Source organism: Nocardioides sp. NPDC058538 (genome assembly GCF_042719275.1).
Classification (GTDB): Bacteria; Actinomycetota; Actinomycetes; order Propionibacteriales; family Nocardioidaceae; genus Nocardioides.
Genome location: NZ_JBHXNY010000019.1, coordinates 102940 through 116549 on the forward strand (window position 1 = coordinate 102940; position 13610 = coordinate 116549).

Genomic DNA, 13610 nt, shown 5'->3' on the forward strand with positions numbered 1-13610 from the left:
ACGCAAGTGAAATGTCTTAACAGGAGGACGGATGTCAGAGGCGACCACCACCATGGCCGCACGCGAGTGGCCCCAGGCGCTCAGCAAGGTTCCCTACTGGGTGTTCCAGGACGCGAAGGTCTACCGCGCCGAGCAGCAGAACATCTTCCACGGGCCGTTCTGGAGCTACCTGTGCCTCGAGGCCGAGCTCGGTGAGCCCGGCGACTACTGCGCAACCTTCATCGGCGAACAGCCGGTGCTGGTGACCCGCGACTTCGACGGCGAGATCTACGCCTTCGAGAACCGCTGCGCGCACCGTGGCTCCCTGATCGCGATGGACCACTACGGCCACGCCAAGGACTTCACGTGCGTCTACCACGCCTGGACCTACAACCTCCAGGGCGACCTGACCGGCGTCGCCTTCGAGGAGGGCATCAACGGCAAGGGCGGGATGGGCTCCGACTTCTGCAAGAAGGCACACAGCCCCCGCAGGCTCCGGCTCGCCAACGTCCACGGCCTGATCTTCGGCAGCCTCGACAACGACGTTCCCGACATCGAGGACTACCTCGGCCAGGAGATCCTGGACCGCATCGAGCGGGTCCTCGGCGGCCGCAAGCCGGTGGTGTTGGGTCGCTTCACCCAGAACCTGCCGAACAACTGGAAGCTCTACATCGAGAACGTCAAGGACTCCTACCACGCGAGCATCCTGCACCTGTTCTTCACCACCTTCGGGCTCAACAAGCTGAACCAGAAGGGCGGCATCGTCGTCTCGGAGAGCGGCGCCCACCACGTCAGCTGGTCCGCTATCAACCGTGAGGCCGAGTCCGGCGAGCACTACAAGGACCAGAAGATCCGCTCCGACTCCGAGTACCAGCTCGAGGACCCCTCGCTGGTCGACAGCTTCAGCGAGGTCGGCGACGACATCACCCTCCAGATCCTCTCGGTCTACCCCGGCTTCGTGCTGCAGCAGATCCAGAACTCGATCGCCGTACGCCAGGTGCTGCCGACCGGCGTCGACACCACCGACCTCCACTGGACCTACCTCGGGTTCGAGGACGACACCGAGGAGCAGCAGCTGGTCCGGATGAAGCAGTCCAACCTCGTCGGCCCGGCCGGGTACGTCTCGATGGAGGACGGCGCCATCGGCGGTTTCGTCCAGCGCGGCATCGCCGGCGCCAGCGGCGAGTTCGCCACCGTCCAGATGGGCGGCCAGGAAGCGGTCTCCAGCGAGAGCCGGGTCACCGAGGCCTCCATCCGTGGCTTCTGGAAGGTCTACCGCGAGGCCATGGGATTCAGCATCGAGGAGAGCAAGTGATGGACGCCTTCACCCTGATCAGTCGCGCCCAGGGCAGCTATGTCCGCTCGATCGACGACGGTCCCATCGAGGACTGGCCCGAGCACTTCACCGACGACGCCTTCTACAAGGTGACCACCGCCGACAACCACCGTCGTGGCCTGCCGGCGGGTGTCATCTGGGCGAACAACAAGGCGATGCTCAAGGACCGCGTCTCCGCGCTCAATGAAGCCAACATCTACGAGCCGCACTCCTACCGCCACCTGCTCGGGCAGCCGGCGATCCTCGAGGAGAGCGAGGACGGCGCCACCAGCGAGACCTCCTTCCTGGTCGTCCGCATCACCGGCAACGGCCCGACCGGCGTCTTCGCCAGCGGCCGCTACCTCGACGAGCACGTCTTCGTCGACGGCAAGGCTCTGCTGAAGAAGCGCGTCGTGGTCTGCGACAGCACCCGCACCGACACGCTCCTGGTGCTGCCGCTGTGAGCGTGTCCCCCAGGCTCCTCCTCACCACCGGTGACCCGCTCGGGATCGGCCCGGAGATCGTGATGAAGGCGGTCGCCGAGCTCGGCCGCGCCGCACCGGTCGTCGTCGGCGACCGGTGCGCGCTCGAAGGGCCGGCCGCCGCATGCGGGATCGAGCTGCGTACGGCCGTGCCCGGGCGCCTCCCCGAGGCCGGAGTGTGCGACCTGGTCGACGTCGGCGCGCTGACCTCCGACCAGCTCCGGGTGGGCGAGGTACGTCCCGAGGCGGGTGCCGCCACGATCGCGTACGCACGCACCGCCGTGGGACTGGCGACGGAGGGTGGCTACCGCGGCATCGTCGCCGGCCCGCACTCGGAGTCCGCGGTGCATGCGGCCGGGATCGGCTTCGCCGGCTACCCGCCGCTCGTCGCGGAGCTGACCGGCACCCCGGAGGACCAGGTCTTCCTGATGCTGGTGGGAGGCGGTCTGCGGATGGCCCATGTCACCTTGCACCTGTCCATGGCCGAGTCCCTCGATCGGCTCAGCGTCGACCTGGTGGCCTCCGCCGGCCGGGCGCTCCACCAGGCGCTCGAGTCGATGGGCGCCTCCGCCCCTCGGCTCGGAATGTTCGGCATCAACTGTCATGCCGGCGAGGGCGGGCTCTTCGGTGAGGACGACTTGATCGTCTCCAAACCGGCGGCCGAGAAGCTGCGCGGCGAGGGCATCGACATCACCGACCCGACCGGGGCCGACGTACTGCTCGGCGACCCGCAGTGCGACGGCTACCTGGCGATGTACCACGACCAGGGACACATCCCGGTCAAGCTGCTCGCCGGCCGCACCGCCGCGGCGGTCACCATCGGCGCCGGTGTGCCGTTCTCCAGCGTCGGGCACGGCCCGGCATTCGACATCGCCGGACAGGGCGTCGCCGACCCCACGGCCCTGCTGTCCGCGCTCAGCCTGTTCATTCCGAAGGAGGCGTGATGACGCACACGATCAGCGTCGCCGACACCGACATCTCATTCACCGCCGAAGAGGGCCAGTCCATCCTCGACGCGGCCGAGACCGCCGGCTGGGCGATCCCCTACTCCTGCCGCAAGGGCGTCTGCGCGACCTGCGAGGGCACCCTCAACGCCGGGAAGCTGGACACTCCGAACCAGGGGGTGGTCTGCGGTCCGGCCGACAAGGTGCAGTTCTGCCGTGCCAAGCCGACCGGCGACGTCGAGATCGCGCCCAGGCGGATCCAGGAGAGCACGCCCCCGGTTCGCAAGAAGCTCACCACCGCCGTCTTCAAGATCAAGCCCGCAACCGACGAGATCACGATCCTGGACCTGCGCTACCCGATCGGGCGGCGTACGCCGTTCAAGGCCGGCCAGTTCGTCAACATCATCCTGCCCGACGGAGACACCCGGCCATACTCGATGGCCAACAGCCCGCAGCACAACGATGCGCTGCAGCTGCACATCCGGCACGAGCCGGGTGGTGCCTTCTCAGACAAGATCCTCTCCTACCTCCAGTTCCACGACGAGGTGGAGATCGAGGCCCCGTTCGGCGAGTTCCATGTCGCCGACGGGGACTCCCCCATCATCCTGCTCGCCACCGGCACCGGCTTCGCACCGATGCGGTCGATCATCCTCGACCACATCGCCCGACGCCTGAACCGCCCCATCCACCTCTACTGGGGCGGTCGAACCGCTGCTGACCTCTACGACGCCGACATGGTCCGCGCGTTGACGCAGCGCTACGAGTGGCTCACCTTCACCCCTGTCGTCTCGCGCCCCGACTCCACCTGGACGGGCGCGACGGGGTGGGTGCAGGACGCCCTGCTGGCCGACTACCCGGACCTGGACCAGCACGACGTGTACGCCTGCGGCAGCGAGGCCATGACCATCGCCGTCGTCAACGCACTGATCACGGAGCGCAGCTTCAACCCCGAGCGCTTCCACGCAGACGCATTCGTGTCCTCGGGCGCCGCGAACGCGTCTTGAACTCATCCGAGCTTCCGAAGGGTCCACATGTCAGCAACAACAACCACGGGCGGGGGCGCCGTACGTCTCCCCGGCTTCATCGACTCCCGACGCACCGGCCGCTTTCAGGGAGGCACCGTCCTGCTCTGCGGTCTGGTGATGTTCCTCGACGGGTTCGACACCCAGGCGATCAACTACATGGCCCCGGCCATCAGCGCCGACTGGGGTCTGGAGAAGGCCGATCTCGGCCCGATCTTCTCGGCGGCTCTCGTCGGGCTGATGATCGGCTACCTGCTGGTCGCACCGCTCTCGGACAGGTTCGGCCACAAGCGGCTGGTGCTCGGCGGGGTCCTCCTCTTCGCGCTCACCACCCTCGGCTCGGTGTGGGTGCAGAACGAGGCCCAGCTGCTGGTGATGCGACTGATCACCGGCATCGGCCTGGGTGCGGCGACACCCAGCACGATCGCGCTCACCGCCGAGTTCAGCCCGAAGAAGGTGCGCGCCAGCTTCGTGCTCGCCATCTACTGCGGGTTCTCCCTCGGCTTCGTCGCGGCCAACTACGTCGCGGACTGGCTGATCCCGGCCCACGGCTGGCGCTCGGTCTTCCTCGTCGGCGCGCTCGCCCCGCTCCTGCTCACGGTCATCCTGGCCTGGCGGCTGCCCGAGTCGCTGAACTTCCTGGCCCGGCGTGAGCGTCACGCGGCGGCGTACGCGCTGTGCCGCAAGATCGACCGCGACCTTCCCGTGGTCAGCGCACCGCGAGTGGAGAGCGAGTCGGAGGCCCAGGGCAAGCAGGTCAGGCTCCGTGAGGTCGTCGGCGGCGGACAGCTGGTCGGAACCCTCCTGCTCTGGCTGGTCTTCGCTCTGAACCTGGCCATGTTCTACGGCCTGCAGAGCTGGATGCCCACCATCTTGACCGAGCAGGGCTACTCCAGCTCGACCCTGGCCACCGCGGCCTCGATGACGACGATCGGCGGCATCGCGATCGCCTTCGTGGTCGGCCCGGCGATGGACCGGCTGGGTGCATTCGGTGCGCTCAGCACGCTCTACTTCGTCGGCTGCGGGTTCCTGACGATCATGAGCCTCGCTCTCGGCGCCCCCGTGTGGGTGCTGCTGATCGCCATCTTCCTCACCGGTTGCTCAGTCAGCGGCGGGCAGAAGAGCGTGATCGCGCTCGCGGCTGTCTTCTACCCTGCCGAGGTCCGCTCCACCGGCGTCGGCTGGGCGCTCGGCATCGGTCGGGTCGGCGGCATCGTCGGCCCGATGATCGTCGGTGCCATGCTCGCCGGCGGTTGGAGCGCGGAGCAGTTCTTCCTCGCGATGGCGGTCCCCTCCGCGGTGTGCGGGACCCTGGTCCTCTACCTTGGCGTACGCGCCAAGGCGAGGGCCAAGGCAGAGATCTCCGCGGAGACAGCGGCGGTGTAGGCCACCTTCACGACGACATCGGCCCCTGGTGCGCAGCACCAGGGGCCGATCGTCAGCTGAACGTCGCTCCGATCAGACCTGCTCGTGCGACTCAACGGCGGCGACGATCCGCTCGATCGCCTCCTCGACCGGGATGCCGTTCTCCTGGTGGCCGTCGCGGTAGCGAAAGCTGACCGCGCCCTTCTCGACGTCCTCGCCACCGGCGATCAGCATGAACGGGATCTTCTGGAGCTGGGCGTTGCGGATCTTCTTCTGGAAGCGGTCGTCGGACTCGTCGACCTCGACCCGGATGCCCTTGGCCTTCAGCTTGGCGGCGACCTCGTAGAGGTAGTCGTCGAACGCGTCGGCGACCGGGATCCCGACGACCTGGACCGGGGCGAGCCACGGCGGCATGGCGCCGGCGTAGTGCTCGACCAGCACACCCAGGAACCGCTCGATCGAACCGAACTTCGCCGAGTGGATCATCACCGGCTGCTGGCGGGTGCCGTCGGCGGCCTGGTACTCCAGGTTGAACCGGTCCGCGGCAGGCTGGTTGAAGTCGTACTGCACCGTGCCCATCTGCCAGGTCCGGCCGATGGCGTCCTTGGTCTGGACGGAGATCTTCGGCCCGTAGAAGGCCGCGCCGCCCGGGTCCGGGACGAGCTCGAGGCCGGTCTCGCGGGCCACGTCCTCGAGGATCTTGGTGGCCTCGGCCCAGTCCTCGTCGCTGCCGACGAACTTGTCCTTGTTGGAGTCGTCGCGAGTCGACATCTCCAGGTAGAAGTCGTCGAGACCGAAGTCCTTGAGCACGGTCAGCATGAAGTCGAGCAGGTGCTTGACCTCGGCCGGCGCCTGCTCCTTGGTGCAGTAGGAGTGGGAGTCGTCCTGAGCGAAGCCACGTACGCGGGTGAGCCCGTGGATCACGCCCGACTTCTCGTTGCGGTAGACCGACCCGAACTCGAACAGCCGCAGCGGCAGCTCGCGGTAGGAACGCCCGCGCGAGCGGTAGATCAGGTTGTGCATCGGGCAGTTCATCGCCTTGAGGCGGTAGTCCTGGCCGTCCACGTCCAGCGCCGGGAACATGCCGTCGCCGTAGTAGGGCAGGTGGCCCGAGGTGTGGAAGAGCTGCTCACGCGCGATGTGCGGGGTGCCGACGTACTCGAAGCCGTGCTCGATGTGCTTGGTGCGTACGTAGTCCTCCATCTCCCGCTTGATGATCCCGCCCTTGGGGTGGAAGACCGGGAGGCCGGAGCCGATCTCGTCGGGGAAGGAGAACAGGTCGAGCTCGCGGCCGAGCTTGCGGTGGTCGCGGCGCTCGGCCTCCTCGATCCGGGCCAGGTGGGCGTCGAGCGCCTCCTTGGACTCCCAGGCGGTGCCGTAGATGCGCTGGAGCTGCTTGTTCTTCTCGTCGCCGCGCCAGTACGCCGCGGCGCTGCGCATCAGCTTGAAGGCCGGGATCCGCTTCGTGGTCGGCAGGTGCGGGCCGCGGCACAGGTCCTTCCACGCGATCTCGCCATTGCGGTCGAGGTTGTCGTAGATGGTCAGCTCGCCGCCGCCGACCTCGGCGCTGGCACCTTCGGCAGCGTCGGCAGCCGAGCCCTTGAGACCGATCAGCTCGAGCTTGTAGGGCTCGTCGGCCAGCTCGACGCGAGCGTCGTCGTCGGTGGTGACCCGGCGGGAGAACTTCTGGTTGGCCTTGATGATCTTCTTCATCCGGGACTCGATCTTGACGAGGTCATCCGGGTGGAACGGCGTCTCGACGTCGAAGTCGTAGTAGAACCCGTCGGTGATCGGCGGCCCGATGCCGAGCTTGGCCTCCGGGAAGAGCTCCTGCACCGCCTGCGCCATCACGTGCGCGGTCGAGTGACGCAGGATGTCGTGGCCGTCCTTGGAGTCGATCAGGACGCCCTCGACGGCGTCGCCGTCGACCAGCTCGTACGCGAGGTCCTTGAGGTCCTGCCCGACCCTGGCCGCGATCACGTCGGGGTTGTCCGCGAAGAGCTCCCACGCCTTCGTGCCCGTAGTGACCGCCCGTTCCTCGCGCCCGTCGGGGGTGAGTACGGCGATCTTGATCTCGGACACGATTTCTCCTGGCATCGTTCGGGTGGGCATTGGCCACGCCGATCGTATCCAGATGGTGGCGCACACCGTGCATCAAGCACCGCTTGACACAACCCGGACCGACTCACTCATAGCGCCACACGGTGTGCTCGTCGTTGACGAGGATCGCGCCCGCCCCAGCGGCTACCTCGACATCCTGGCCCGGGTCGTCTTGTGTAGCCAGCGAATCAACCTCGTCGAGCGTGAGCGTCCACTCCGGCGCGTCACTGCCCCACTCCCGGTATCCGATCGTCGCGCCGTCGACGGTGTAGACACCTTCGTCGAGCGTGTCTGCGACGTGGTCGTAGCCGCTCTCGGCCAAGGCTCCGTCGATGTCGTAGAGGCGGCCACTCGACCTCTGCAGAGTCATCTCCTTCCCGTCGACCGCGACGACCTCGACCGCCATCCACCCGAAGCCGCCTTCGACGATGTCAAGGCTCCCCGCCTCGCCCTCCTTGCCGTAGATCGGGAAGGGCGGCTTGGGGCTCACCGACACGCCCGTGGTCTCGTCGTAGGAGTACGGCTGCGAAAGTGCGTACCTGTTGCCCGCGACACTCCTCACGTCACTGGAGGTGTCCTCGGTCCACAGGCTCTTACCCGTCTTCGGGTCGAAGGCGAACAGACTGCCGGACGCCACCAGGACGAGGTCGTCGTTGGCGTGAAGGCCGAGCAGATAGTCCTGCTCCAGACCTTCAGCATGGCCCGAAGGCAGCTCGATGCTCCACTCCTGTTCGTCGCTGTCCTCGGCGTAGCGGGTCAGCTGGTCGCCGTCGAGGACGAAGGTCGCCTCGTCGGCGTAGGCGAAGTCCTGCCCGGTGATACTCCAGTCCTCGTCCTTGCTCTCGGGATCGAGCTTCGCGAGCTTCTCCTCCGCGCGAACCACATAGTCGCCGTCATCGGCGATGCTACTGAGACTGACATCTGGATCGGTGTTCTCCCAGACGACCTCGCCGTCGTAGCCGAACACGACGTCTCCCTTGTCGGTGTCGCTGCCCTCGCCGGAGGCCGTGGCGACATACCAGCTCGCTGTGATCAGCTTCTGGTCCTCGTAGAAGGTGATGTAGTTGTAGGGGTGTCGCTCATCGCGCCAGAGCTCCTTGCCGTCCTCGTCGAGGGCGACCACCCCACGCTCCTCGCCATCCAGCGTGACCAGATTGATCCCCGGCCCCGGATGGACGTATGAGATCGGCTTGTCGGACTCCCACAACCACGTCTGTCTCGGCTCGGTCGTCACCGGCCCCGTGGTCAGCTGCTCATCGTCGTCGCGCAGGAGGAGGAACGCGGTCGTGCCGATGCCGGCGACGAGGAGCAGCGTCACGCCGACGGCGAGACCGATCCACAGTCCTGTCCGATTCTCAGGGCCCGGCGCAGGGGGGCCTGGAAGGGGAGTTCCCTGCGCCGCCCACCGGGCAGGCGGTGGGGGTGGCGGAGCCCATGAGCCGGGCACCAGGGTCGGCTCATCATGAATGCCCGGTCCGGCCGGCGTGGGCGGGCCGAATCGCGGAACCCCACAGGTGGGACAAGTGGTCACACCGGCAGCGAGGTGCGTACCGCAGCGCTGACAGGTCGGTTGGGGCGTCTGGGTCATGGTTTCATCATGGATCAGGCGTATCCATCACTTTGCCTCCGAAACGCGCCATTTTATGCCTATGAGATGCGTCGAACATGTGAAAGTTCTGTTCGCCATCGGCTACACCACCGCGGTGACGCCCGAGCAGGAGATCGACCCGGGACACGAGATCTTGGGATCGGCCAACAACCCAGGACACGGCCTCGGCGAAGCCGGGTCCGGCAGCCACAAGAGATCCTTGTTCCCCAGTAGACTCCTGGACGTGGGCCTCACCGAAGTGGACATCGAGCGTTTGCACGAAGTATGCGAACGCTATGGCGTTGCGTCCTTGGAAGTGTTCGGGTCGGTTGCCCGGGGCGAGGACGGCCCCGACAGCGACATCGATCTCCTTTACGTGCTCAAGCCTGGGGTTCGGCTGGGCTTCGACCTCTTCGGCCTGGAGGATGACCTCGCCGAGGTATTCGGACGCAAGGTCGATCTGGTGAGCCGCCGAGCGATCAACAAGTACCTTCGCGAGCAGGTCCTCGCCGACGCTCGGGAACTATATGCGGCGTGAGCTTCTGCTGCTGCGAGAGATGCGCGACGCAGCCTCGACGATCCGCGACCTCGTCGGCCAAGACACAGCCGAGGCGATCGAGTCCGACAGCGTCCGTCGCGCTGCGCTGCTTTGGCACTTCACCGTGCTGGGTGAGGCGGCGAACCAGGTCCCTGCCGAGACCCGCGACGCTCATCGCGAGATCGCCTGGCGTGGTGCCACTCGGATGCGGAACCGCATCGTTCACGGCTATTGGGACGTCGACATCGAGACCCTGGTGGCGACTGCAGCCGACGATCTACCGGCGATGATCACTGCCCTCGAACGCCTCATCCGGGACTTGGACGAGTAGCGTCTGCGCCCACCACGGCGCGGGTGCCTGCCCTGGGTACGGTCCGGTCCGCTGGGTCACGCGATGCCAGGCACGATGCGGGGTCAGGCTCGGTTCGCGTGAACCCGTAGCGGCATCCGACTACACTTCCGACGCCTCGATCGACGTCCCTCCCAGTCTTGATGTGAAAGGCCACGTGCTTCCCACCACCGGCCCCAAGTCCCGTCTCATCGACCCGTCGCGCCGGGTCCTCCGGCTGCAGCGACGTACGTCGGTGGCGACCGTCCTGATCACCCTCGGCCTCGGCGCGCTGGCGATGCTGTTCCCGGCCACCGTGGTGGCACAGCACGCCGCCGACCGCTGGAACAGCGGGCAGTGGGCGGAGGTGAGCGTGGTGGAGCGGTGCGAGTTCGACAGCGGCACCGGCGAGATCACCTCCTGCCGGGGCCAGTGGCGCGTCGACGGCGAGCGGGTCACCGGAGGCATCCACGGCACCCTGCGCGACATCGGCCGCGACCCCGACCCCTCGAAGGCGACCTTCCGGATGTGGGTGGTCGACTCCGACGCCTACGGAGAGCACGCGATCAACCCGTGGCCGGCCCGCATCCTCGGGATGGGCCGCGACCCGGTGCTCTGGGGCGGGATCGCGCTCACCGTGCTCGGACTGGTGGTGCTGCCGAGACGGCGGGCGTGGCTGCGTACGCCTGGAGAGGAGACGCTCAGCGAGGACCTCGGCATCCGGCTGAGCACCCACCCCGCGCACGGACGGGCGTGGCTGGCGCCGGTCGGGCTGGTCCTCGGCCCGGCGCTCATCGCGCTCGGCGCCTGGGTCGCCACTCGGCCACAGCTGCCGATGGTGCTCGTGCTGGCGGGGGGTCTGGTCGCGCTCGTCGGGCTGATCCTGGGGTTTCGGCTGACCTGGCTCGGGCTGCGGCGCCCGCTAGCGGTGGACCTCGGGCTCTACGAAGGCGGCCTGGTCCTGGAGTACGCCCGGCACACCGACGTCATCCTCTGGGAGGACGTGACCAGCATCGACACCGGTGTCGTCGACGAGCGCAAGGCCAACCCGCGCATCGACGTGACAATGCACCTGGTCACCGGCGCCGCGCTGCGGCTGCCGCGCGTCGACCACCAGCACTCGTTCACCGCCCACCTGCACCGGATCGCCTCCGACGGATCGCTGCCGGCTGGGTGAGGCCGGGGTGGGGCCGGGGTGAGGTAGCGTCGGCGCCGATGAACCAGATGCGCGCAACCGTGGTCCACAAGGGCGAGCTCTCCGTGCGGTCGGTCCCGCGCCCCGAGCCCGGACCGGGACAGCTGCTGATCAAGGTGCTGCGCGCCGGGATCTGCGGCTCGGACCTCCACGTCCGAGAGCACGCCGACGAGCTCAACGAGGTGGTCACCGAGATCGGCTACACCACCGCCATGACGCCCGAGCAGGAGATCGTCCTGGGCCACGAGATCCTGGGCTCGGTCGTGGCCTACGGACCACAGACCCGCGGCCGCTGGGAGCCGGGCACGTCGGTGACGGCGCTGCCGGTGCTGCGTACGGACGGGGCGGTCCACATGGTCGGCTTCGACGTCGACTCCCCCGGCGGCTTCGCGGAGTACTGCGTCGTCCAGGAGGCGTTCACCTTCCCGGTCCCCGACGGCGTCTCGCCCGACCAGGCCGTGTTCACCGAACCGCTGGCCGTCGCCTTCCATGCCGTACGCCGCGGGGCGGTCTCCGCACGGCGACCGGCCGTGGTCATCGGCTGCGGCCCGATCGGGCTGGCCGTCATCCTCATGCTCAAGGCGCAGGGGGTGAAGACGGTGGTCGCCTCCGACCTCTCCCCCGCGCGGCGCGCACTCGCGGTGCAGTGCGGTGCCGACGTTGTCGTCGACCCGCGCGAGTCCTCGCCGTGGGACGCCTACAAGCAGCGTGGTCCGGTGACGTCGCTGACCGACTATCTGGGCTTCGGGATCGACGCGATGCAGGTCGTACGCCGCATCCCGCTGCTCCCCTGGGAGACCGTGCTGCTCAACGCCGACCGCCTCGGGCAGTCGCCGACGGGCCCGGTCGTCTTCGAGTGCGTCGGGGTGCCGGGGATGCTCGAGCAGATCATGACCGCGGCGCCGCTGCACACGCGCGTCGTGGTGGTCGGGGTCTGCATGGAGCCGGACACGATCCGGCCCGCGATCGCGATCCACAAGGAGATCGACCTGCGGTTCGTGTTCGGCTACGACCCTGCCGAGTTCGCGCGCACGCTGGAGATGATCGCCGGCGGCAAGGTCGACCCCTCGCCACTCCACACCGGCACCGTCGGGCTCGACGGCGTCGCCCAGGCGTTCTCGGATCTGGCCGACCCGGAGACGCACGCGAAGATCCTCGTCGACCCCTGGGCGTGACACGAGCCACAGCATCGAGGATTCTGGTGGACCGATCACCTACCGGTAGTATCTGATCCATCAGCGGCCCGTTCCGGTCTTGCCCCCGGCCGCTCTCGCGGACCTATTGGCCCGGCAACTCATTATGGCGAGACACCTCGCTTGAAAAGTTGACTCCTTGTCTCAGCAGAGCTTCAGCGCGCTCGGCGTGCCCGCAGACCTCACCGCCGTTCTCGATCACCACGGCATCACCTCCCCCACCCCGATCCAGGCCGCGACCCTGCCGGACTCCCTCGCCGGGCGCGACGTGCTCGGCCGTGGGCGGACCGGGTCGGGCAAGACGTACGCCTTCCTGCTTCCGCTCGTCGCCCGCCTCGCGGGTGGCGCCAGGGCGAAGTCCGGCAAGCCGCGGGCGCTCGTGCTCGCCCCGACCCGTGAGCTGGTCCGCCAGATCGAGGAGTCGCTGCGGCCGCTCGCCGCGGAGGCCGGCCTGAGTGTGCAGACCGTCTTCGGTGGTGTCGGACAGAACCCGCAGGTCGTCGGCCTGCGCAAGGGTGCCGACGTCGTCCTCGCCTGCCCCGGCCGGCTCGAGGACCTGATCGCGCAGCGTCACGCCGACCTGTCCTCGATCGAGGTCACCGTTCTGGACGAGGCCGACCACATGGCCGACCTCGGCTTCCTGCCCTCCGTGCGGCGCCTGCTGGCGACGACGCCGAAGGGCAGCCAGCGCCTCCTGTTCAGCGCCACGCTCGACAAGGGCGTCAACGTGCTGGTCAAGCAGTTCCTCCAGCAGCCGGTCATCCACGAGGCCGACTCCGCGCAGTCGCCGGTGGCCGAGATGGAGCACCACGTGCTCCACCTCTCCGCCCGCGAGCACCGCATCCCCGTGCTCGCCGACCTGGCCGCCGCTCCGGGCCGCACCGTCGTCTTCACCCGCACCAAGCACGGCGCCAAGGGCGTCGCCCGCCAGCTCGGCCGCGCCGGCATCCCTGCCGTCGAGCTCCACGGCGACCTCTCCCAGAACGCCCGCGTGCGCAACCTGGAGGCCTTCCACTCCGGCCGGGCGACCACCCTGGTGGCCACCGACATCGCGGCCCGCGGCATCCACGTCGACGACGTCACCCTCGTCGTCCACGCCGACCCGCCCGCCGAGCACAAGGCCTACCTGCACCGCTCCGGTCGTACGGCCCGCGCCGGCGCCTCCGGCACCGTGGTCACCCTGATGCTGCCCGACCAGGTCAAGGACGTCCGCACCCTGACCCGAGCCGCCGGGATCAAGCCGACCACCACTCGTCTCGACGGGCCCTCGCACCCGATCCTGGGCGAGCTGGCACCCGGCGAGCGCAGCCGCCCCGGCCCGTTCGTGCCCGTCGTCGCCCAGCCCCCGCGCCGCCCCGCCGGCGAGGGCACCGGCAACCGGAAGAGCCGCCCCGGCTCGCGTGCCCGCAAGCGTCAGCGCGCCACCGGCAGCCGCTGACCCCAGGGACCACCGCCGGTCGAGCCGCCCGCTGGTCGAGCCGCCGGAGCCGCTAGGCGAAGGCGTGTCGAGACCAACACGGTCCCCTCGGCGCTCGGTGGGACCGTGTTGGTCACGACACGC

12 protein-coding genes are annotated in these 13610 nt (G+C 68.4%); 10 read left to right on the plus strand and 2 right to left on the minus strand.

Annotation, left to right across the window (positions count from 1 at the left end; genetic code table 11):
* The first annotated feature begins 31 nt into the window (after positions 1-31).
* Genes ACFWQC_RS17750 through ACFWQC_RS17770 form a run of 5 tightly spaced genes read left to right on the plus strand, consistent with a single transcriptional unit; the run spans position 32 to position 5128 of the window.
* A complete protein-coding gene (locus ACFWQC_RS17750) occupies positions 32-1294 on the plus strand; it encodes an aromatic ring-hydroxylating dioxygenase subunit alpha (protein WP_378680560.1) in 1263 nt (420 codons plus the stop codon).
* Complete coding sequence (locus ACFWQC_RS17755; protein ID WP_378680563.1) at positions 1294-1758, plus strand: aromatic-ring-hydroxylating dioxygenase subunit beta; 465 nt, start codon at positions 1294-1296, stop codon at positions 1756-1758. Before ACFWQC_RS17750 ends, ACFWQC_RS17755 begins: the two co-directional genes overlap by 1 nt.
* Positions 1755-2720 (plus strand): PdxA family protein, encoded by a 966-nt coding sequence (locus ACFWQC_RS17760; RefSeq protein ID WP_378680566.1) that lies wholly within the window; start codon positions 1755-1757, stop codon positions 2718-2720. The genes ACFWQC_RS17755 and ACFWQC_RS17760 overlap by 4 nt, the downstream gene beginning before the upstream one ends.
* Entirely contained in the window at positions 2720-3724 is a 1005-nt protein-coding gene (locus ACFWQC_RS17765) for a 2Fe-2S iron-sulfur cluster-binding protein (RefSeq protein ID WP_378680569.1), read from the plus strand. Before ACFWQC_RS17760 ends, ACFWQC_RS17765 begins: the two co-directional genes overlap by 1 nt.
* Before the next feature lie 27 nt (positions 3725-3751).
* Positions 3752-5128, plus strand: coding sequence for an MFS transporter (locus tag ACFWQC_RS17770; RefSeq protein ID WP_378680572.1), 1377 nt, complete (start codon positions 3752-3754; stop codon positions 5126-5128).
* Between the two features lie 72 nt (positions 5129-5200).
* Here the strand turns inward: ACFWQC_RS17770 and thrS are convergent, their stop codons facing one another.
* The gene (gene thrS / locus ACFWQC_RS17775) at positions 5201-7189 is read right to left on the minus strand and encodes a threonine--tRNA ligase (protein WP_378680575.1); all 1989 of its coding nucleotides are present in this window, start codon (positions 7187-7189) and stop codon (positions 5201-5203) included.
* Between the two features lie 103 nt (positions 7190-7292).
* Positions 7293-8525 carry a PQQ-binding-like beta-propeller repeat protein gene (locus ACFWQC_RS17780; protein WP_378680578.1) on the minus strand — a complete coding sequence of 411 codons (1233 nt, stop codon included), beginning with the start codon at positions 8523-8525 and terminating at the stop codon, positions 7293-7295.
* A 349-nt stretch (positions 8526-8874) separates the two neighbouring features.
* Between ACFWQC_RS17780 and ACFWQC_RS17785 the strand changes: the two genes are divergently transcribed.
* The 5 genes from ACFWQC_RS17785 (at position 8875) to ACFWQC_RS17805 (ending at position 13487) form a co-directional block, all read left to right on the plus strand.
* Positions 8875-9333 (plus strand): nucleotidyltransferase family protein, encoded by a 459-nt coding sequence (locus ACFWQC_RS17785; RefSeq protein WP_378680581.1) that lies wholly within the window; start codon positions 8875-8877, stop codon positions 9331-9333.
* Positions 9323-9664, plus strand: a complete 342-nt coding sequence (locus ACFWQC_RS17790; RefSeq protein WP_378680584.1) for a DUF86 domain-containing protein — start codon at positions 9323-9325, stop codon at positions 9662-9664. Before ACFWQC_RS17785 ends, ACFWQC_RS17790 begins: the two co-directional genes overlap by 11 nt.
* A gap of 175 nt (positions 9665-9839) precedes the next feature.
* Positions 9840-10838: a hypothetical protein gene (locus tag ACFWQC_RS17795; protein WP_378680587.1), complete on the plus strand. Its 999-nt coding sequence runs from the start codon at positions 9840-9842 to the stop codon at positions 10836-10838.
* Positions 10839-10876: 38 nt separating this feature from the next.
* Positions 10877-12031: a zinc-binding dehydrogenase gene (locus tag ACFWQC_RS17800; protein WP_378680590.1), complete on the plus strand. Its 1155-nt coding sequence runs from the start codon at positions 10877-10879 to the stop codon at positions 12029-12031.
* Positions 12032-12188: 157 nt separating this feature from the next.
* On the plus strand, positions 12189-13487 hold the full coding sequence (locus tag ACFWQC_RS17805) for a DEAD/DEAH box helicase (protein WP_378680592.1): 1299 nt from the start codon (positions 12189-12191) through the stop codon (positions 13485-13487).
* Positions 13488-13610: the final 123 nt, after the last annotated feature.

Excerpts from the sequence above, each read along its gene's own strand:
- ACFWQC_RS17750 (WP_378680560.1), top strand. The coding sequence starts at position 32 with ATGTCAGAGGCGACCACCACCATGGCCGCACGCGAGTGGCCCCAGGCG.
- ACFWQC_RS17755 (WP_378680563.1), top strand. The coding sequence starts at position 1,294 with ATGGACGCCTTCACCCTGATCAGTCGCGCCCAGGGCAGCTATGTCCGC.
- ACFWQC_RS17765 (WP_378680569.1), top strand. The coding sequence starts at position 2,720 with ATGACGCACACGATCAGCGTCGCCGACACCGACATCTCATTCACCGCC.
- ACFWQC_RS17770 (WP_378680572.1), top strand. The coding sequence starts at position 3,752 with ATGTCAGCAACAACAACCACGGGCGGGGGCGCCGTACGTCTCCCCGGC.
- ACFWQC_RS17790 (WP_378680584.1), top strand. The coding sequence starts at position 9,323 with ATGCGGCGTGAGCTTCTGCTGCTGCGAGAGATGCGCGACGCAGCCTCG.
- ACFWQC_RS17800 (WP_378680590.1), top strand. The coding sequence starts at position 10,877 with ATGAACCAGATGCGCGCAACCGTGGTCCACAAGGGCGAGCTCTCCGTG.